Here is a 20,094-nt window from a genome sequence, read left to right as displayed (position 1 = left end):
CTTACCTCACATTGTGGCTGGGAACTCTGTCCGACGCCTTAAAGGTAGGAAAGGCCGCCATCCTTCCGTTATTGAATCGGCTTTTTACAGGTCAGGGCGGGTTTAGAGCTCGCGGAAGCCGCGGCGCCGCGGCCACGAGGCGCCGTGTGCAGGGATGACGCGGCGATCCGAGCACCTCGGCGGTGGCCCCGCGCTCGACCACCCGGCCCCGGTCGAGGACCACGGTCTCCTCGCACAACGCGGCGACGACGGCCAGGTCGTGGGAGACGAGCACCACGGTCAGCCGCCTGCTTTCCCGCAGGTCGGCGAGCAGATCGAGGAGCCGCACCCGGGTGGCGGTGTCCAGGGCGCTGACCGGCTCGTCGGCCAGCAGCACCCGGGGGGAGGCCGCTATCGCCCGCGCTATCGCTATCCGCTGCCGCTGCCCGCCGGAGAACTCGTGGGGATAGCGACGGGCGGCGTCCGCGGGCAGTCCCACCGAGCGCAGCGCCTCCTCGACCATGGCCGTCGCCGCCGCGCCGCGGGCGACGCCGAGCGAGCGCAGAGGCTCTCCGACGATCCGGTCCACCCGCAGCCGCGGGTCCAGCGAGGAGTACGGGTCCTGGAAGACGGGCTGCACCGCGTGCCGGAGCGCCCGCATCCGTCCGCGCAACGGCAGGCCGTCGAGGAGCACCTGCCCGGTGCGGGGCCGCAGCAGCCCCAGCATGAGGCGGACCAGCGTGGTCTTGCCCGCTCCCGACTCCCCCACCAGGGCCAGCCCGCGGCCCGCGGTGACCTCGAAGGAGACGTCGCTGAGCACGGCGGGACCACGCCGGTAGGCGAAGCCCAGGTCGCGTACGCCGAGAACAGGAGGAGGCGACGTCACGGCAGCATCCGCTCCAGCGCTCCGTGCAGCCGCCGGGCGGCCGACACGAGGTCCTGGGTGTGCGGGTGCGACGGCGCCCGCAGCACGTCCCCGACCTCGCCCTCCTCCACCGCCCTGCCCCGCTCCAGCACCAGGATCCGGCGGCTGACCCGGGCCACCACGGCCAGGTCGTGGCCGACGAACAGCAGCCCCATGCCGCGAGCCGCCACCAGCCGCTCCAGCAGCGCGAGCATCTCCGCCTGGACCGTGCCGTCCAGCGCGGCCGTGGGCTCGTCGGCGATCAGGAACGACGGTTCGCAGGCCAGCGCCATGGCCATCGCCACCCGCTGGCGCTGGCCGCCGGAGATCTCGTGGGGATAGGACCGGGCGATGCGGTCCGGGTCGCTCAGCCGCACCTCCGTCAGCGCCTCCAGGGCCGCGCGCCGCGCGGCGGCCCCGCGCAGGCCCCGGTGGCGTCGCAGCGGCTCGGCGACCTGCGCGCCGACGCGCATCAGGGGGTCCAGGGCGGCGAGCGGGTCCTGGAAGACGACGGCGACGCGGCGGCCCCTGACCGTGTTCAGCACCCGCTCGGGCGCGCCGAGGATGGGCTCGCCGTCCAGGAGGACCCGGCCCGAGGCGGTCATGCCGGCCGGCAACAGGCCGACGATCGCGAGCACGGTCAGGGACTTGCCGGCGCCGGACTCCCCGATCAGCCCGAGCCGGTCCCCCCTGGCCAGGCGGAAGGACAGGTCGCGCAGCAGTTCGCGGCCGTCCGCCGTGCGCACCGTCAGGTTCCCGGCTTCGAGCAGGCTCACCAGCGCCCCCGCAGCAGCGGGTCGGCGACCTCGCGGACGCCGTCGGCCAGCAGGTTGACGCCGATCACCAGGAGGACGAGCAGCAGCCCCGGGGCGACGATGTCACCGGGCGCGACCAGGACCGTGGCCTGGGCCTCTCGCAGCATGTGCCCCCAGGAGGCGTTCGGCGGCGGCGGGCCGAGGCCCAGATAGGACAGGCCGGCCTCGGCCAGGACGGCCCGGCCCAGCTGGAGGGCGAGGTTCACGGCGAGCGCGGGCCAGATGTTGGGCAGCACGTGCCCGGCGACGATCCCCGGCCAGGACGTGCCGGAGGTGCGGGCCGCCGTCACGTAGTCCTGCGCCAGCACCCGCTTCACCTGCTGCCTGGCCGGCCTGGCCACCACGGCGGTCATCGCCAGCCCGATGGCGGTCACGGCGGACAACAGCGATCCCCGCCTGGCCGCGATCACCAGCATGGCCAGCAGCAGAGTCGGGAAGGCGATCAGGAGGTCCAGCACCACCGCCATCATGTCGTCCAGCCACCGCACGGCGAAGCCGGCCGCGATCCCGGCCAGCAGGCCGAGCGCCCCGCCGAGGGCCACCGCCCCGGCCCCGATCGACAGCGCCACCCGGGCGCCGATCATGACCTGGGTGAGCAGGTCCCGCCCCAGCCGGTCGGTGCCCAGCCAGTGCTCCGGGCCCGGCGGCTCCAGCCTGCCGCCCGACGTGTCGGCCGGGTCGTACGGCGTCCACAGCGCCGAGACCAGCGCGATCGCGACCACCCCGCCCAGCAGGACGCAGCCCGCGACCAGCGCCCGCGACCTCACGCGGACGTTCCCGTCGCGGTACGGCGCAGCCGCGGGTCGATGAGGCGCTGGGCCGTGTCGGCCACGAAGCCGATCGTGAGCACGGCGGCCGTGCTCAGCGTCAGGACGCCCTGGATGACGGGATAGTCGTGCTGGGCGAACGCCCGCACCAGCATGCTGCCGAGTCCCGGCAGCGCGAAGACGTTCTCCACGACGACCGCCCCCAGGAACGTGCTGGCCAGTTCGATGGCGAGGATCGGCACCACGGGCGCGGCGGCGTTGCGCAGCCCGTGCCGCAGGAGCGCGGCACGGAGCGGGGCGCCGAGCGCCCTGGCGGTCCGCAGGTAGTCGCTGTCGAGCACGTCCAGCGCGGCGGAGTGGACGTAGCGGGTCAGCGAGGCCGACATGACCAGCGCGATGGTGACCACGGGCAGCAGGAGCGAGGTGAGCGCGGCGGCCGGGGCCGCCCAGTCCTCGGCTGGGAAGCCGCCGGCCGGCAGCCACCGCAGCCGCAGCGCGAACACGGTGACGAGCAGCATGCCCACCCAGAAGACCGGCACGGCGAGACCCAGCTGACTCACCCCCGCCAGCAGTGTGCCGTACCAGGTGCCCCTGCGCAGCGCGACGAGAAATCCCGTGGGCACCGCGATCAGCACGGCCAGCAGGAAGGCCAGCACTGTGAGAGGCACGGTGACGTGCAGCCGCCCGGCGATCTCGGACGCCACGGGCAGGGAGCTGACCAGCGACCGGCCGAGGTCCAGCCGCGCCAGGTCCCGGAGCCACCCCCCGAACTGCTGGGCCGGCGGCAGGTCGGTGCCGAGCTCGTGCCGGGCGGCGGCGGCCTGTGCCGGGGTGGCGCCCATGTCGAGCAGCGCGTTGGCCGGGTCGCCGGGAAGCACCCGGAGCAGCACGAACAGCGCCACGCTGGAGACGGCCAGGGACAGTGCCAGCAGGATCGCCCTGCGGACAAGATAGGCGGCCATCGGTCAGCGCTTGTCGATCCCGTAGACGGGGAACTGCGCCTGGACCGCGTTGGCGGCGTATCCGGTCACGCGGGCGGACGCGACGACGATCTGCGGATTGAGGTAGAGCCAGTCGCTGGCGGCGTCCTCGACGATCTCGTGGTTGGCCCGCCGGAGCAGTTCGGTCTGCTCCCGCGTGGTCTTCGCGGTCTCCGACCTCCTGATCAGGTCGGAGACCTCGGGGTTGTCGTAACCCCAGTAGAAGCCGGGGTCGCCGTAGTAGCGGATGTCGCGGTCGTTGACGTGTTCCTGGAGGGTCGCGGCGAAGTCGTGGTGCTGGAAGACGCGGGAGTACCACTCGTCCGCGCTGATGACGTTGATCGTCACCGTGATGCCGACCTTGGCCAGTTCCGACTTCACGAACTCGGCGATGGTCGGGTGCGGGTCGTACTGCGGGGTGTCGAGCGTCATCGGGAAGCCGCCGGGATAGCCCGCCTCGGCGAGCATCCGCTTCGCCGCCTCCACGTCGTAGGCGTTCTTCCCGCTCAGGTCCTCGTACCAGGGATCGGCGGGCGGCACCATCGAGCCGATCACCATGCCGCGGTCGCCCCAGATCGACCGCAGCAGTTTCGCGTCGTCGATCGCGGCGCTGACGGCCCTGCGGACCAGCGGCTTGTCGAAGGGCGCGCGCCGGCAGTTGAAGGCGAGCAGGAGCTTGGTGGTGGACGTGCCCTCCGTGATCCGGAACGCCGAGGTGTCGGAGAACGGCGCCAGCGCGTCCGGGCTCTGCACGCTGGTGACGACGTCGACCGCGCCGGACAGCAGCGCGTTGTTGAGCGCCGCCGCCTCGGTGTAGTAGCGGAACGTGACCTGCCCGCATTTGGGCGACGCCCCCCAGTAGCCGCCGAATCGTTCCATGGTCAGCGTCGCGCCGCGCTTCCAGGACGCGAGGCGGTAGGGACCGGTGCCGTCCTCCGCGGTCTTCGGATCGGCCAGCGTGTGGTTGACGATCCACACCTGGCTGAGGTTGTAGATGAGCGAGATCGACCTGCTGGAGAGCCGGACCACGACGGTGTGGTCGTCCGGCGCGTCGACGCTCTTGATCATGTCGAGGGAGTTCTTGCGCGAGGACGTGGACGTCCCGGCGAGGATGCGCCGCAGGCTGTGCCGGACGTCGGCGGAGGTCATCGGGGTTCCGGAGTGGAAGCGGACGCCCTGACGCAGCGCGAAGGTGTAGGTGAGGCCGTCCGGGCTGACGGTGTATTCGGAGGCCAGCCCCTTCTCGACGGCGCCCGCCTCGGTGAGGCGGAAAAGCGCCTCGTAGACGTTGCCGGCCAGCGCCTCCGCCGCGCCCTGTCCCCCGCCGCCGGCGTTGTCCAGGTTCTGCGGTTCGTAGAGGGACCCGACGGACAGGGCGCAGGAAGCGGACGCGCTGCCGCCGGGAGATGAAACGCAGGCCGCGACCGAGAGCATGACGACGGACATGGCGACGGTAAGGCGCCTTATCTGAAATTTCAACTTTCCCCCCATTGCATACCCCGGGTCATTCTTGCGCCTTGTCGCCCCGTCTGACCATAGGACAGCCTGCGAAAATCCCCGTGGAGTCAAGAGGCGCGCGTGGAGGAAAGTGTCAAGTGGTACAAGCCGCCGAACCACCCGGCGGGCCCTCGGTTAGCGTTTTCCGCAATTCGGCAGGTAAAGGTGGGCATTCACCTGGCCCGCCCGGCCCCGTCCGGGCGGCACAGTGTGGTACGGCGCGGCACGGTGCGGCACGGTGCGGTGGGCGCGGTGAACGGCGCCCGGTCACCCCCGCAGCGCGATGGCCTGGCCGGGCAGCGCCGGCGTGCGACCGGCGGCGACCTCACGGATCACTCGCATGACGTCGGCGGCGTGGTCGTTGATGAAGAAGTGCCCGCCCCGGTAGACGCCGAGGTCGAACCGGCCGGTGGTGTGCTCGCTCCAGACACGCGCCTCCTCGACCGTGACCTGGGCGTCCTCGTCCCCGATCAGCGCCACCACCGGGCAGTCGAGCCGCGGCCCCGGCCGGTAGCGATAGGTCTCCGCCGCCCGGTAGTCGTTGCGCAGCGCCGGGAGGATCATCTCCACCACCTGCGGGTCCTCGAATAGCCGCGGGTCGGTGCCCGAAAGCCGGTCGAGGTCGCGGATGAAGTCGTCGTCGCTCAGCAGGTGCACCCGCTCGTCGCGGAAGGTCGAAGGCGCCCGGCGCCCCGACACCACCAGTGCGCGGGGGGCCGCTCCCTCCTGCGTCAGCCGCACGCCGACCTCGAAGGCCAGCGTCGCGCCCATGCTGTGGCCGTACAGGTAGACGGGCGGGCCGTCGCACCAGGGCTTCACTACAGGAGCCAGCACGTCGGCCAGCACGTGCAGGTCGTCGATCAGCGGCTCGGTTCGCCGGTCCTGCCGGCCGGGATACTGGATGGCCAGCACCTCGATGCCCGGCGAGAGCGTCCTGGACACCGGGAAGAAGTACGTCGAGGCCCCGCCCGCGTGCGGGAAGCAGATCAGGCGGGCGGCGGCGCGCGGCGCCGGGTGGAACCTCCGGACCCAGCCGTCGCTTCCGTTCAGTTCTGACATCTCACTCAGCTCCCCTTCGTCGTCGCACGCCGGGCGGCGTCTCCCCCGCCGCCAGGAGGACGGGCCGAGGGTATGCCGCGTCATTCATTGAAACCGTGCGGGAGCGGCGGCGCCACCGGAGATTCGCCCCTAAACACCGGCGCGCGTCCCCTTATCCGGAAAACAGCATGGGTACGGCGTCGCGGGGCACCCGCGATGCCGTACCCATTGAATTAGGTCTGGCTGAATTCAGGATTATGCGCGAATGACTTTCGTCCGGCGGTCAGGTGGGCAGGGCTGCCTCCAGCGGCCGGTTCCGCAGCGTCCGCAGCACCGCGACCAGGGTGCCTCCCAGGGTCAGGACCGCCGCCGCCCCTGCGATCAGCAGGAATATCAGCGGCGACCCCGCCGGCACTAACTTGCCCGTACGCCCGAGGGCGAACGTCACGAACGCGAGCGGCGCGATGACGGCGCCGAGGCCGATGCCGATCAGCGCCGTCAGGGCGCCCTCCACCGCCGTCATCCGCAGCACCTGCCTCCGGGTGGCGCCGATGAGCCGCTGCAGGCCGAACTCGCGCCTGCGGTGGCCGGTCGCCAGGAACAGCGTGTTGATCACGGAGATCGCGATGAAGCCCATCAGCAGCGCGAGGAAGAGGTAGTTGACCAGCTCCTCCGCGCCGAGGTGGTGCTCGAACGACCCGCGCAGGGTGTACCTGTCGACGATCTGCGCCCCGGGGAAGGCGGCGACGACGCCGCTCAGCGCGGCCGACAGCTGCGCGACCGACGTCCCGGGCTGGGGCGCGGCGAGGATGTACAGCGGCAGGCCGGTGGTGGTGTGCTTGGACAGCAGGTCGATCGGCAGAATGATCGACTCGAAGCTCACCTTCTCCGACATCAGCCCCACGATCTTGACGTTCACCCTGGAGTTGTCGCCGAGGCGCAGCGTGATCGTGTCGCCGACGCCCCTCTTCAGCTCCTTCGAGTAGACGTCGTTGATGACGACGGTGTCGCCCTTCAGCTCGGTGAGCGAGCCCGCGGTCATCGTGGCCGCGCCCACCTTCTCGGCGGCGTCGGCGGTGAAGCCCTTGAACTGCCAGCCGCCGAGGTCCGCGCCGGCCCGCGGGTCCGGCGGGTCGTCGACGAACCCGGCGCTCGCGGTGAACTCCGACGCCGCCGCGACCCCGGCCACCTCGCGGATCTTGGGCAGGGCCTCCGGGCCGAACCCGCCCGGCGGCGCCTTGATGATGACGTTGCCGGCCAGGCTCTCGGTGTAGATGTTGATCGACGCCGCCTCCGTCGTGATGACATAGGTGGTGGCGGTGGCGACCGAGGTCATGAGCATGATCGGGGTGATGACCGCGGCCAGTTGCGGCACCCGCGCCTTGGCGTTCAGCGCGGCGAGGTAGCCCGACACCGAAGACATCCGCCGCAGCGGCGGGGTGAGCACCGCGACCAGGACCCGGGTGATGTCCCGGCCGAGGAGCATCACGCCGAGCGCGAACAGGATGGCCGCCCAGTTGGCCGGGCCCGCGATGAAGGGTCCGGTGACCAGGTTCAGCGCGACGAAGACCAGCCCGCCGCTGTAGGCGAAGAGCACCAGGCCGATGATCCGCCGGACCCAGCCGGTCCGCTTGACCGCCGTGTCGGTGCCGGCCATCGCGGCGGTGGGCCGGGCGCGCAGGGCCCGCTTCCCGGCGATCAGGCCGGCGCCGAGCGAGGTCGCCACGGCCAGCACGTACGCGATGACCGGGAGCACCCATCCGCGCTCGTAGGACAGTTCTTCGGGGGCCACGCCGATCCTGACCACCATCCGGTACAGGAACTCGCCGACGAACCATCCCGGCAGGACGGAGAGCGTGGTCGCCAGCAGCGACACCACCAGCGCCTCCGCGAGGATCATCCTGCGGGTCTGCCAGGGCGTGGCGCCGATCGCGCGCAGCACCGCGATCTCCCGCTCCCGGTTGCTGGCGACCAGCGAGAGCGTGGAGGCGACCGCGAGCAGCCCGGCGACCAGCGACAGCGCGACGAAGATGCCGGCGATCAGAATCAGGTCGTGGACTTCGAGGGAGGCGGGGAACTCGGCGTTGCCGCGGTCGTTCCCGGTGAGGACCGCGATGCCGGGGCCGCCCACGGCCGCCGTGGCCTTCGCGCTGAGCGCGGCGGCGTCGGTGCCGGGCTGGGCGACGAGGGAGATCGTGTCGACCCGGGCGGGGTCCCGCGCGAGCCGCTGGACGTCCGGGCCGGTGAAGAAGATGGAGCGCTCGGTCGTCGGCTGCGCCGGGGCGACGATGCCCGTGACGGTGAACTCGCCGACGGCGCCGTGCGCGCCGATCTTGATCTTGTCTCCGGCGGACACCCCGATCCGGCGCGCGGTGTCGGTGTCGAGCGCGACCTCCCCCGCACGCTGCGGAGCGGCGCCCGCGCCGATGGAGTAGGGGCTGAGCACCGCGGATCCCCAGTCACGCCCGTGGGCCTCCGTGTCGACGGGGCTGCCGTCGCGGAGCACGAAGGTGTCGAAGGCGACGTCGGGGATGGCCGCTTTCACGCCGGGGAGTGCGGCGAGCTTGGTCACCAGGTCGCGGTCGACCTGCACGCGTTCGTTGAGCGCGCCGACCGGGTTGTCGGCCAGGATGTAGCGCGGGTCGCCCGCGACCACCACGTCCGCCCCCGCGAGGCGCTGGGGCAGGACGGTCTGCCGCAGGCCGGTCTCCATCATCCCGCCCGCGGCGACCAGCATCATGCTGCAGAAGAACATCCCGATGAAGGTCGCGACATATCCCCCCCACCGATAGCGGAGGGTTCTCCGGGCAAGCTGGAACATCAGCGACCGCCCTCCGCGCGCGCGACCGACCGCTGCTTCGCCCACTCGCCCAGCCGGGTGAGCTGCTCGGCGACCGACTCGGCCGTGGGGTTGGCCATCTCGGTGACCACCGTCCCGTCGACGAGGAACACCACGCGGTCGGCGTAGGACGCGGCGACGGGGTCGTGGGTGACCATCACCACGGTCTGGTCGTAGAGGCGCACCGACTCACGCAGCAGTTCGAGGATCTCGCGGGCGGTCTTGGAATCCAGCGAGCCCGTGGGCTCGTCGGCGAAGATCACGGCCGGGCTGGCCACGAGCGCCCTGGCGATCGCCACCCGCTGCTGCTGCCCGCCGGACAGCTCGCTCGGCCGGTGGCCGGCCCGGTCGCCCAGGCCCACCTGGGTCAGGACGTCCCTCGCCTTGGCCTTGTCGATCTTGCGTCCGGCCAGCCGCAGCGGCAGGACCACGTTCTGCTCGGCGGTCAGCGCGGGCATCAGGTTGAACGCCTGGAAGATGAATCCGACCTTGTCCCGCCGCAGCAGGGTCAGCGCGGTCTCGCTGAGACCGGTGATCTCCTGGCCGTCGAGCTTCACCGATCCCTCGGTGGGCTCGTCGAGCCCCGCCGCGCAGTGCAGCAGGGTCGTCTTGCCGGAACCCGACGGGCCCATCACCGCGGTGAGCGTGCGCCGTTCGAAGTTCACCGTAACGGATTCGAGCGCGACCACGCTGTTGTCGCCCGTGCCGTAGACCTTGCGAATTCCGGACAGCGACACCGCATGCGGCGTCGGGGATTGCCGACTGCTCATGTGAACTCCTCACATGCTCGTGTGTCGTGTGGGGATGCACTGGACGTCGCCGCGGGCAGAGATTGAACGCCGGGATCGAAGACGCCGAGAGGGAAGAGGGGTCCGGCTTTCCGGCGGTGCCGGTGAAAGCCGGACCCCTGTGCGCGGGCCGAACGGCGAGGGTGGGGTTCGGGTGGGGCTCGCCGGCCGCCGCGTCGTGCCGGTCAAATCGTGGTGGGGACCTCGGGAGTGACCGGCCCGGGGAGCACCTCCTCTCCTTCCTTTGTGTACGTGACGTGGCTCAGCCGGGTGACCAGCAGCACGGCCGACACGAGCGCGATCACGATGCCGAGGATCGCGGTGAGGCTGGTCGCCTTGGCGAACGCCTCACGGGCGACCGCGAGCAGCGCTCGCGCGGCGTCGGGCGCCAGCGACTGGGTCACGGCGACCGCGCCACCCATGGTCTGCCGGGCGGCGCGCACGGCCTCGGCCGGCACGCCGTCGATCCGGGTGCCCAGGTAGTTCCGGTAGATCGCGGCGCCGATGGTGCCGAAGATCGCCAGGCCGAGTGCGCCGCCGAACTCCTGCAGCGTCTTGGTGAGCGCGGAGACCGCGCCGACCTGCCGCGGCGGGGAGATCGCGACCGCCATGTCGGTCAGCAGGGCGAACAGCAGCGCGGTGCCGACGCCGATGCCCACGATGCCGCTCACGACCAGGAAGATGCCGCTGTCGGCGGTCACCTGGGTCATGATCCCGAAGCCGATCGCGGCGAGCAGGAACCCGGACGCCATCAGGTAGGCGGGCTTGACCTTGTCGACCATGCCCATGGCGACCGGCACGAGGCTGCCCGAGATCACCGGGGACGCCATCGACCACAGCGCGGCCGGCAGCGGCCGCAGGCCGATGACCTCCATCAGGAACTGCGTGGTGAACACCGAGAACCCGATGACCAGGAAGAACCCGGTGGCGCTGACCGTCAGCACCGGCAGGAAGCCGCGGGTCCTGAACAGCTTCGGGTCGATCATGGGGTGGGTCAGGTGACGCTGCCGCACCACGAAGATCACCGCGAGCACGAGGCCGCCGACGACCGCGCCGAGCGGGACCGCCTCCACGCCGTTGATCGCGAGCTCCTTGACACCCCAGATCACGCTGAGCACCGCCACCAGCGACAGCAGCGCGCTGAGCCAGTCGAACTGGCCGACCTGGTCGCGCGGCAGCCGGAAGGCGGGGACGAGGAACGGCATCGCGATCAGCAGGATCGCGATGATCGGAGCGTTGATCAGGAAGATCGAGCCCCACCAGAAGTTGTTCAGCAGCACGCCGCTCAGCACCGGGCCGAAGCCCGCGCCGGCCGAGATGGCCAGCGAGAACACCGTGATGGCGGTGCGGCGCTGCTTGTCGTCGGTGAAGATGACCGGCAGCAACGCGAGCGAGGACGGCATCAGCGCCGCTCCGCCCAGGCCCTGCACCGCGCGGCACACGATCAGCATCTCGGGGCTCGTGGCGAACGCCGAGCCGAGGGACGCGAGCCCGAAGATGGTGCAACCGATCATCAGGGTGCGCCGGCGGCCGAACAGGTCGCCGAGGTTACCCATGGTCAAGAGCATGCCGGCCAGCACGAACCCGTAGATGTCGATGATCCACAGCTGCTGCGTGCTGGTGGGCTTGAGGTCTGCCGCGATGGACGGGACGGCGAAGTAGAGCACCGTGATGTCGATGGCGACCAGCAGGGGCGGCACCGCGAGTGCGACGAGCGCCAGCCATTCCTTGCGTCCGGCGAGTTGTTTAGTAGTCATGATTTAATCATACGTCCGTATTAGACCCTTGTATAGACCGAGTTGCCGAGGCGCCCGAGCGCCTGTGATGCCGAGGAGCGAGCAGGCAGGACCGGCGGCACGACCGCGAGCCGCGTGAGGCGCACCGCCGGCGGGCGGCGACCTCGACGCCGAGCGCACCGGGTCCGGCGCCGCGATCGGCCGGTGGACCGGACACCCAGGGCTCTCGGACAGGGCGGCGGGAATCACGATCATGTCGTCGCTCCGTCTCGTCACCCGGGGGGGGTGACAGGGAGGTGAACACGGGTTCCGCACCGCAAGACAACCACGCCGTCACGACGATCTGAAGGCAAAAGGCACAGGTCAGGGGTGTAGTAGGGGTCCGGCGCCCGGCACACCCCTACCGCGCGGCGAGGCCTGGCGACGATGACAGGGGTGCTTGCGGGACGCGACGGACATGCCCGGCACGACATCCTGTTCGGGAGATTCCTTGACGCACATACCACAGGAGGGCCGTATGGGCCGCGTGGAAGGCAAGGTCGTTGCGATCACCGGTGCGGCGCGTGGGCAGGGACGCAGCCACGCCGTCCGGCTGGCGGAGGAAGGCGCCGACATCATCGCGCTGGACGCCTGCACGGACATTGAGGTCGCCCAGTATCCGATGGCCACTGTCGAAGACCTGAAGGAGACCGTCCGCCTGGTCGAGCAGACCGGCCGCCGGATCTTCAGCCGGCAGGTGGACGTCCGCGACCGCGCCGAACTGCAGAACGCGATCGACGACGGTGTGGCGGAGCTGGGCAGGCTGGACGTCGTGATCCCCAACGCCGGGATCAGCGTCCTCGGGCCGGACCGGCCGCTGACCGCGTTCACCGACACCGTCGACATCAACCTGGTCGGCGTGATCAACACGATTCACGCCACGTTGCCGCACCTGAGCGAGACCGCGTCGGTCATCGTGGTCGGCTCCATGGTGGGCCTGATCCCCGACCGCGGGGACCCGGGCCCGATGGGCCCCGGCGGCCTCGGATACAGCCTGGCCAAGTCCACGCTGATCCAGTACGTGAACACGCTGGCGCTCCAGCTCGCGCCCTCGGGCCGGCGGGTCAACGCCATCCACCCGACCAACGTCGACACCGACATGATCCAGAACGAGTCCGTGTGGCGGCTGTTCCGGCCGGACCTGGAGCACCCGACCCGGGAGGAGGGCAACGCCTCCTTCGCCATGATCCACGGCATGCCCATCCCGTGCCTGGACCCGTCCGACGTCTCGCACGCGGTCGTCTACCTCGCGTCGGACGAGTCCCGCTACGTCACCGGCAACCAGTTCAAGATCGACGCCGGTGCCCTGCTCAAGAGGGGCGTGTGGTAAGTCATGCGCTTTGGGTTGTTCTACCACCACCAGGTGCCGAAGCCGTGGACCGAGGACAGCGAGGAGCGGGTGCTCAAGGAGTCCCTTGAGCAGATCGAGCTCGCGGACCGCCTCGGCTACGACTACGTGTGGGAGACCGAGCACCACTTCATGGAGGAGTACTCCCACTCGGCCGCCCCCGAGGTCTTCCTGGCCGCCGCCGCGGCCAGGACGAAGAACATCCGGCTCGCGCACGGGATCGTCTCGATTCCCCCGAACGTGAACCACCCCGTACGCGTGGCCGAGCGCCTGGCGACCCTCGACCTCATCTCCGGCGGCCGGGTCGACTTCGGCAGCGGCCAGGGCAGCACCCAGCTCGAGGTGGGCGCCTTCGACGTCGAGCGGGACAAGAAGCGCGAGCAGTGGCGGGAGGCGATCGACGTGATCACCCGCATGCTCACCGAGGTGCCGTTCACCGGCCACCAGGGCCAGTGGATCAACGTCCCGCCGCGCAACGTGGTGCCCAAGCCCAAGCAGAAGCCCCACCCCCCGCTGTGGGTCGCGTGCAGCTCGCCCGAGACGGTGGAGTACGCGGCGCGCAACGGCATGGGCGCGCTGTCGTTCGCGTTCGTCTCCCCCGAGGAGGCGAAGGAGCGCGTCGAGACCTACTACGACCTGATCGCCTCCGAGGAGTGCGTGCCGGCCGGCTACGCCGTCAACCCCAACTTCGCGCTGGTCATGCCGTTCATGTGCCACGAGGACGAGGAGACGGCGCTGGACCGCGGCGTGCACGGCGCCCACTTCTTCGCGTACTCGTTCCTGCACTACTGGATGCACGGCGCGCACCGGCCGGGCGCCACCGACATCGCCAAGGACTTCGCGGAGAACCGGGACGCCTTCGGCTTCAGCCGGCACCTGCCGCCGGAGACCCGGGCCGAGATGGACCCCGACCTGCTCGCCCGCATCGACAACCTCCGCAAGGCCATCGGCACGCCCGACCAGCTGCGCGAGCTGGTCCGGTCGTACGAGGCGGTCGGCGTCGACCAGATCATCTTCCAGGTGCAGATCGGCGCCAACAAGCACGAGCACATCTGCGAGTCGCTGGAGCTGTTCGCCCGGGAGGTCATGCCCGAGTTCGCCGAGCGCCGCGAGGAGCTCGACGCGGCCAAGGCCGCGCGTCTCGAGGTGCCGATCAAGGACGCGCTCTCGCGTCACCAGCCGGCCACCGTCGACGTCTCCCACGTGGTGATCAGCGCGGAGCAGGCGGAGATGCTGGAGAACACCGACGACGAGGACGACTGACCACGTCACACGGCAAAGGCCCGGAAGGTGATACCTTCCGGGCCTTTGTCGTTGCCGGCGGTCGAATGCGCTCGGGAGAACGTACCCGGGCGCTCAGACGTGCTCGGGTTCGGGCTCCCGGGTGCCGCCGTTCCACATCAGGCCGGCGGCGATCTGACGCAGCGCCGCGGTGAGGTCGTGCCCGGACGGCGCCCGGCCGGGGTCGATCAGCCACTGGACCATGACCCCGGTGACCAGGGCCTGGTAGAACGACCCGACGGCGCGGGCGGTCTCCTGGTCGGTGTCCTCGCTCACCGTGCCGAACAGCCGGCCGAGGCCCTCCCTGCCCTGCTCCAGCCCGTCGGCGAGCACCTGGCGCACGGTCGGAACATGCTCGATCTGCGCGAACACCTCGATGTTCGCCGCGCACAGGGCCCGGTCGTTGGCGAACAACTCGACGAGGCGGCTCCAGATCGACTCGAACCGCTCCAGCGCGCCGCCGGCCTGGCTCATGGCCGCGGCGAGCGCGCCCTCCAGCTCCTTGCCCCACTCCCCCAGGGCATCGATCAGCGCCTCGTTGAGCAGGTTCTCCTTCGACCCGAAGTGGTACCCGATCGAGGCGAGGTTCGTATTGGAGACCGCCACGATGTCACGGGTCGTGGTACGGGCGTACCCCTTCTCGCGCAGGCAGCGCTTGGCGCCCTCCAGCAGGTCCTCGCGGTGTCCCATAATCGAAATCCTTACGCCGTCTAATACAGTTGTCTTAATCATACGTAAAAATCCGCGGCCGCCAAAGGGCGCCCGCTCGGTGAGCGGGCGCCCGGCAGGGCCATGACCATGGGTTACAGCGTCTCAAGCTCGTTGTCGAGGATCGCGAACAGTTCGTCGGCGGTGGCCGAGCCGAGATCGACCTCCGGCGCCGGGAGCTTGGCGGCGAAGAGGTCCACCAGGTGGCGGGCGACCGCCGCGGCCGTCGGGTAGTCGAAGATGAGCGTGGGGGGCAGCCGGTGCCCGGTCGCCGTGTTGAGCCGGTTCCGCAGCTCCAGCGCGCTCAGCGAGTCGAAGCCGAGGTCGAGGAAGCCGCGGTCCGGGCCGATCGCCGTGTTCCTGTCGTGGCCGAGCACGGCCGCGGCGTGGGTGCGCACCAGGTCGAGCACCACCCGCTCGCGGTCGGCCGGGGCCAGCTCGGCCAGGCTCGCGGCGAGGTCCGAGGCGGCCGGTCGGCCGTCCGCCTCGGCGGCCACCCGCCGGATCCTCCGGCTGCGCAGGCCGCGCAGCAGCGCGGGCACCTCGTCGGTGCGGGCGTCAAGCGCGGTCTGGTCCACCCGCAACGGCACCAGCGCCGGGGTTCCGGCGCCCAGAGCGGCGTCGAACAGCGCCAGCCCGTCGGAGGGTGACAGCGGCGGCAGTCCCTGCCGCCGCATCCGCTGCCGGTCGGCCTCGCCGAGCCCCGTGCTCAGGCCGGTGTCGACGTCCCACAGCCCGAACGCCATGGACGTCGCGGGCAGGCCCGCCGCCGTACGGTGGACGGCCAGCGCGTCGAGGAAGACGTTCGCGGCGGCGTAGCCGGCCTGTCCGGCGGCGAGCACCTGGCCGCCGGCCGAGGAGACGAGGACGAACGCCGACAGGTCCAGCCCGGCGGTCAGCTCGTGCAGGTGCCACGCCCCGTCGGCCTTGGCCCGCAGCGACAGGTCGACGTCGGCCGGGGTGATCGTGTTGATCAGGGCGTTCTCCGCGACGCCCGCCGCGTGCACGACGCCGGTCAGCGGGCGCTCGTGCGGGACCTCGGCGAGCAGCGCCGCGACGGCGTCCCGGTCCGACACGTCGCAGGCGGCCACGGACACCTCCGCGCCGAGCCCGCGCAGCTCCTCGGCCAGTTCCGCCGCGCCGGGCGCGGCGGGGCCGCGCCTGCCGGCGAGCAGCAGGCTCCGCACGCCGTGCTCGGCGACCAGGTGCCGGGCGATCACGGCGCCGAGCCCGCCCGTGCCGCCGGTGATCAGCACCGTCCCCGTGGCCGGCCACGGGGTCCTGTCCTCGGCCGCGAGAGCGTCGCCGGTCACGAGGGCGGTCACGCGGGCGAGCCTGGGCACCAGGATCTCCCCGCCCCGCACCGCGACCTCCGGCTCGCCGGACGCCGCGGCGGCGGCGATCACCCGCTCGCCGGCCTCCGCGTCGACGTCGACCACGGCGAACCGGCCGTGGTTCTCCGCCGCCGCGGCCCGCGCCAGGCCCCACACGGGCGCCTGGCCGACGTCGATCGCCTCGTCGTGGACGCGGACGCCGTTCCGGGTCAGCAGGACCAGCCGGGAGTCGGCGTACCGCCGGTCGGCCAGCCACGCCTGGACCGCGCCGAGCGCCCGCCCGCAGGCGGCCCTTACGGCGGCGGGCACGTCCGCGGCGTCGCCGCCGTCGCCGAAGCACCGGAAGGCCACCACCTCGGGCACGCTCGCGCCCAGCTCGGACAGGTCGTCCACGACGGGGACCGCGTCCGCGCCCGGCGGCGGGACGTCCGGCCTCGTCCACTCCACCCGCAGCAGCTCCGCGCCGGTCGGCGTGCGCAGCGCGCCGGCGTCCACGGCGCGGGAGACCAGCGCGTCCACCGACAGCACCGGCCGCCCGGACCAGTCGGCCACCAGGACCCCGGTGACCTCCTCGCGGCCCTGGCGGCGGATCCGCACCCGCAGCGCGGAGGCTCCCGTCGCGTGCAGCGACACCCCCGTCCATGCGTACGGCAGGAGGGTCTGCCCCGCGCTGTCCTCGTCCAGCAGGTCGGCGTGCATCGCGGCGTCGAGCAGCGCCGGGTGGATGCCGAACCGGCCCGGTTCCACGTGCTCGGGCAGCACCACCTCGGCGAACCAGTCGTCGCCGTCCCGCCAGGCGGCCCGCAGGCCCTGGAACGCCGGGCCGTAGTCGTACCCGCGGTCGGCGAGGCGCTCGTACGCGCGGTCCAGGTCCACCGGAGTCGCGCCGGGCGGCGGCCACTCGGCGAGCTCCGGCTCGGGCGCCGGCGCGACCGCCGCCGAGAGCACGCCCTGCGCGTGCCGGGTCCAGGGGGCGTCGAGCGGCCCGCCCGCGGTCCTGGAGTAGACGGTCACCGCCCGGCGGCCGGTGTCGTCCGCCACGCCGAGACTGACCTGCACCTCGACCGGCGCGTCGCCGAGCACCAGCGGCGCGTGCAGGGTGAACTCGTCCAGGGTGGGGCAGCCGACGTGGTCGCCCGCGGCGATCGCGAGCTCGACCAGGCCGGTCCCGGGGAACAGCACGGTGCCGGAGATGGCGTGGTCGGGCACCCACGGCTGGGCCTGCGCGGACAGCCGCCCGGTCAGCAGCAGCCCGCCGGTGTCCGGCACGGCGACCACCGCGGTGAGCAGCGGATGGTCGACGGCCCGCTGCCCGAGGCCCGTCGCGTTCGCGGTCGTGCCGCACTCCTCCTCGGACCAGTAGCGGCGGCGGGCGAAGGCGGTGGTCGGCAGGTCCGCCACGCGCGCGCCGCGGCCCTCGAACAACGCGGGCCAGGAGACGGGCACACCGCCGGTGTGCAGGCGGCCGAGGGCGGTGAGCAGTGCCCGCGTCTCTGGCACGGTGCGGGCGAGCAGGGCGACGGTCTCGGCCCGGCCGGGTTCGAGCATCTCCCCCGCCAGGCCGGCGAGCGCGCCGTCCGGGCCGATCTCGACGAACCGGTCGGCTCCGGCGCCGGCCAGGAAGCGGACGGCGTCGGCGAAGCGGACCGCGTCCCGCGCGTGCCGCACCCAGTAGTCCGCCGACCAGGTGCCGGCGGGCGCCGGTTCGCCGGTCACCGTGGACACGACGGGGACGCGCGGCTCGCCGTACGCGATCTCGGCCGCGACCGCCGCGTACTCGGCGAGCATCGGCTCCATCAGCGGCGAGTGGAACGCGTGCGACACGCGGAGCCTGCTGGTCTTGCGGCCGAGGGCGGCGAAGTGGGCGGCGATCGCCTCCGCCTCTTCCGCGTCGCCGGAGACGACGACGGAGCCCGGGCCGTTGACGGCGGCGACCCCGACCCGGCCGGTGAGCAGGGGCAGCACCTCCTCCTCGGCCGCCGCGACGGCGATCATCGCGCCGCCCGGGGGCAGCGCCTGCATGAGCGTCCCGCGCGCCGCGACGAGCCGCGCCGCGTCGGACAGGGACAGCACACCGGCGACGTGGGCCGCGGCCAGTTCGCCGATCGAGTGGCCGGCGAGGTAGTCGGGCGTCACGCCGAACGACTCCAGCAGCCGGTAGAGCGCGACCTCCAGCGCGAACAGCGCCGGCTGGGCGGACCCGGTCCGGGCCAGCGCCTCCGCGTCGCCGCCCCAGACAACCTCCCGCAGCGGGCGGGCCAGCCAGCCCTCCAGCGCGGCGACCGCCTCGTCGAACGCCGACGCGAAGACCCCGAACGTGCCGTGCAGCTCCCGGCCCATGCCGAGCCGCTGCGTCCCCTGCCCGGCGAACAGGAAGGCGGTGCGGTGCGCGGCGGCCTCGCCGCGCCACAGGTTCGGCCGGGCGCCGCCGTCGGCGAGCGCGGACAGCCCGGCCACCGCCTCGTCCCGGTCCGCGGCGATCACGACGGCGCGGTGTTCGTGGACGGCCCGGCCGGTGGCCAGGGTGGCGGCGATGTCGAGCAGGTCCGGGGCCGACACGGCGGCCGGCCCGGCGACCAGGCGGGTCCGCAGCGAACCGGCCTGCGCGCGCAGGCTCTCCTCCGTACGGGCGGACACGAGCAGGGGGACGACCGGCAGGGGCAGGCGGGCGGGCGCGGGCGGCTCCTCCGGGGCCTCGCCGATGATGACGTGCGCGTTGGTCCCGCTCATCCCGAACGACGACACCCCCGCGTAGCGCGGCCGCTCGCCGGCCGGCCACTGCCGCACCTCCCGCAGCGGCTCCGCCCGGCCGGCCGACCAGTCCACGTGCGGGGTCGGCTCGTCGAGGTGGAGGATCTTCGGGAGCACCCCGTTGCGCAGCGCCTGCACCATCTTGATGACCCCGGCGACGCCCGCCGCGGCCTGGGTGTGACCGAGGTTCGACTTGATCGAGCCGATCAGCAGGGGTGAGCCGTCCTCGGGCCGCTGCCTGCCGTAGGTGGCGAGCAGGGCCTGCGCCTCGATCGGGTCGCCGAGGGTGGTGCCCGTGCCATGGGCCTCGACCACGTCCACGTCGGCCGGGGAGAGCCCGGCGTTGCGCAGCGCCTGGCGGATCACCCGCTGCTGGGACGGCCCGTTCGGGGTGGTCATCCCGCTGGACGCGCCGTCGGAGTTGATCGCCGACCCGCGCAGCACGGCGAGCACCGGATGCCCGTTGCGGCGCGCGTTCGAGAGGGTCTCCAGCAGCACGACGCCGGCGCCCTCGGAGCAGCCCGTGCCGTCCGCGTCGGCGGAGAACGACTTGCACCGGCCGTCCCTGGCCAGGCCGCGCTGGGTGTTGAAGAAGACGAACATGTCCGGGTTGGCCATCACGGTCACGCCGCCGGCCAGCGCGAGCGAGCACTCCCCCGTACGCAGCGCCTGGGCGGCCAGGTGGACGGCGACCAGCGACGACGAGCAGGCGGTGTCGATCGTGACCGCCGGGCCCTGCAGGCCGAGGGTGAACGCCACCCGGCCGGTGACGTCGCTGCCGCCGCTGGTGCCGAACCCGTAGTCGTGGTACATCACGCCGCCGAACACGCCGGTGGTGCTGCCGTTCAGCGAGGCCGGGTCGATGCCGGCCCGTTCGAAGGCCTCCCAGCTCACCTCCAGCAGGAGCCGTTGCTGCGGGTCCAGCGTCAGCGCCTCGCGCGGCGAGATGCCGAAGAAGTCGGCGTCGAAGTCCGCCGCGTCGTAGAGGAACCCGCCCTCGCGGGCGATGCTGTGGCCGGGTTTGCCGGGCTCCGGGTCGTACAGGCCCTCCAGGTCCCAGCCCCGGTCGGCCGGGAAGGCGGACACCCCGTCCCTGCCGTCCACGGCGAGCTGGAACAGCTCCTCGGGCGTGGTGACCCCGCCCGGATACCGGCACGCCATACCGATGATCGCGATCGGCTCGGTCGCCGCCGCCGCGAGTTCCGCGTTGCGCTGCCGCAACGCCTCGTTGTCCAGCAGAGATTTCCGCAGCGCCGCGACAATCTCCTCAACCGGGACGTCCATGTACCC

At 72.2% G+C, this 20,094-nt stretch carries 13 protein-coding genes; 2 read left to right on the top strand and 11 right to left on the bottom strand.

Annotation, left to right across the window (positions count from 1 at the left end; genetic code table 11):
• Nucleotides 1–91: 91 nt before the first annotated feature.
• The 9 genes from HHX40_RS22740 to HHX40_RS22700 all read right to left on the bottom strand — a co-directional run bounded on the left by HHX40_RS22740 (nt 92) and on the right by HHX40_RS22700 (nt 11,364).
• Complete coding sequence (locus tag HHX40_RS22740) at nt 92–865, bottom strand: ABC transporter ATP-binding protein (RefSeq protein ID WP_182882224.1); 774 nt, start codon at nt 863–865, stop codon at nt 92–94.
• Nucleotides 862–1,659 (bottom strand): ABC transporter ATP-binding protein, encoded by a 798-nt coding sequence (locus HHX40_RS22735; RefSeq protein WP_182882223.1) that lies wholly within the window; start codon nt 1,657–1,659, stop codon nt 862–864. Before HHX40_RS22735 ends, HHX40_RS22740 begins: the two co-directional genes overlap by 4 nt.
• A complete protein-coding gene (locus HHX40_RS22730) occupies nt 1,656–2,465 on the bottom strand; it encodes an ABC transporter permease (protein WP_182882222.1) in 810 nt (269 codons plus the stop codon). Before HHX40_RS22730 ends, HHX40_RS22735 begins: the two co-directional genes overlap by 4 nt.
• Complete coding sequence (locus tag HHX40_RS22725) at nt 2,462–3,427, bottom strand: ABC transporter permease (protein ID WP_117409925.1); 966 nt, start codon at nt 3,425–3,427, stop codon at nt 2,462–2,464. Before HHX40_RS22725 ends, HHX40_RS22730 begins: the two co-directional genes overlap by 4 nt.
• Nucleotides 3,428–3,430: 3 nt before the next feature.
• Nucleotides 3,431–4,891 carry an ABC transporter substrate-binding protein gene (locus HHX40_RS22720; RefSeq protein WP_220499461.1) on the bottom strand — a complete coding sequence of 487 codons (1,461 nt, stop codon included), beginning with the start codon at nt 4,889–4,891 and terminating at the stop codon, nt 3,431–3,433.
• 318 nt (nt 4,892–5,209) lie between these two features.
• Nucleotides 5,210–6,001, bottom strand: a complete 792-nt coding sequence (locus tag HHX40_RS22715) for a thioesterase II family protein (protein ID WP_117409923.1) — start codon at nt 5,999–6,001, stop codon at nt 5,210–5,212.
• Nucleotides 6,002–6,263: 262 nt separating this feature from the next.
• Nucleotides 6,264–8,735 carry an FtsX-like permease family protein gene (locus HHX40_RS22710; protein ID WP_182882220.1) on the bottom strand — a complete coding sequence of 824 codons (2,472 nt, stop codon included), beginning with the start codon at nt 8,733–8,735 and terminating at the stop codon, nt 6,264–6,266.
• A 65-nt stretch (nt 8,736–8,800) separates the two neighbouring features.
• Nucleotides 8,801–9,589 (bottom strand): ABC transporter ATP-binding protein, encoded by a 789-nt coding sequence (locus HHX40_RS22705; RefSeq protein ID WP_117409921.1) that lies wholly within the window; start codon nt 9,587–9,589, stop codon nt 8,801–8,803.
• Nucleotides 9,590–9,792: 203 nt separating this feature from the next.
• The gene (locus tag HHX40_RS22700) at nt 9,793–11,364 is read right to left on the bottom strand and encodes an MFS transporter (RefSeq protein WP_117409920.1); all 1,572 of its coding nucleotides are present in this window, start codon (nt 11,362–11,364) and stop codon (nt 9,793–9,795) included.
• A 496-nt stretch (nt 11,365–11,860) separates the two neighbouring features.
• Here HHX40_RS22700 and HHX40_RS22695 point away from each other — a divergent pair, with 496 nt between their 5' ends.
• Both HHX40_RS22695 and HHX40_RS22690 read left to right on the top strand, forming a co-directional pair.
• Nucleotides 11,861–12,712, top strand: a complete 852-nt coding sequence (locus tag HHX40_RS22695; protein ID WP_117409919.1) for a mycofactocin-coupled SDR family oxidoreductase — start codon at nt 11,861–11,863, stop codon at nt 12,710–12,712.
• Nucleotides 12,713–12,715: 3 nt separating this feature from the next.
• Nucleotides 12,716–13,993 carry an LLM class flavin-dependent oxidoreductase gene (locus tag HHX40_RS22690; protein ID WP_117409918.1) on the top strand — a complete coding sequence of 426 codons (1,278 nt, stop codon included), beginning with the start codon at nt 12,716–12,718 and terminating at the stop codon, nt 13,991–13,993.
• A gap of 93 nt (nt 13,994–14,086) precedes the next feature.
• Here the strand turns inward: HHX40_RS22690 and HHX40_RS22685 are convergent, their stop codons facing one another.
• Both HHX40_RS22685 and HHX40_RS22680 read right to left on the bottom strand, forming a co-directional pair.
• Nucleotides 14,087–14,701 (bottom strand): TetR/AcrR family transcriptional regulator, encoded by a 615-nt coding sequence (locus HHX40_RS22685; RefSeq protein ID WP_117409917.1) that lies wholly within the window; start codon nt 14,699–14,701, stop codon nt 14,087–14,089.
• 113 nt (nt 14,702–14,814) lie between these two features.
• Nucleotides 14,815–20,088: a type I polyketide synthase gene (locus tag HHX40_RS22680; protein WP_182882219.1), complete on the bottom strand. Its 5,274-nt coding sequence runs from the start codon at nt 20,086–20,088 to the stop codon at nt 14,815–14,817.
• Nucleotides 20,089–20,094: the final 6 nt, after the last annotated feature.

This window comes from Microbispora sp. H10949 (assembly GCF_014161435.1).
In the GTDB taxonomy this organism is placed as follows: domain Bacteria; phylum Actinomycetota; class Actinomycetes; order Streptosporangiales; family Streptosporangiaceae; genus Microbispora; species Microbispora triticiradicis.
The sequence above is the reverse complement of the archived record's forward strand: the minus strand, read 5'-3'. Positions and strand labels throughout refer to the sequence as shown.

Coding starts and splice junctions, on each gene's coding strand:
- HHX40_RS22725 (WP_117409925.1), bottom strand. CDS start 3,427: ATGGCCGCCTATCTTGTCCGCAGGGCGATCCTGCTGGCACTGTCCCTG.
- HHX40_RS22720 (WP_220499461.1), bottom strand. CDS start 4,891: ATGTCCGTCGTCATGCTCTCGGTCGCGGCCTGCGTTTCATCTCCCGGC.
- HHX40_RS22715 (WP_117409923.1), bottom strand. CDS start 6,001: ATGTCAGAACTGAACGGAAGCGACGGCTGGGTCCGGAGGTTCCACCCG.
- HHX40_RS22710 (WP_182882220.1), bottom strand. CDS start 8,735: ATGTTCTTCTGCAGCATGATGCTGGTCGCCGCGGGCGGGATGATGGAG.
- HHX40_RS22705 (WP_117409921.1), bottom strand. CDS start 9,589: ATGAGCAGTCGGCAATCCCCGACGCCGCATGCGGTGTCGCTGTCCGGA.
- HHX40_RS22700 (WP_117409920.1), bottom strand. CDS start 11,364: ATGACTACTAAACAACTCGCCGGACGCAAGGAATGGCTGGCGCTCGTC.
- HHX40_RS22695 (WP_117409919.1), top strand. CDS start 11,861: ATGGGCCGCGTGGAAGGCAAGGTCGTTGCGATCACCGGTGCGGCGCGT.
- HHX40_RS22690 (WP_117409918.1), top strand. CDS start 12,716: ATGCGCTTTGGGTTGTTCTACCACCACCAGGTGCCGAAGCCGTGGACC.
- HHX40_RS22685 (WP_117409917.1), bottom strand. CDS start 14,701: ATGGGACACCGCGAGGACCTGCTGGAGGGCGCCAAGCGCTGCCTGCGC.
- HHX40_RS22680 (WP_182882219.1), bottom strand. CDS start 20,088: ATGGACGTCCCGGTTGAGGAGATTGTCGCGGCGCTGCGGAAATCTCTG.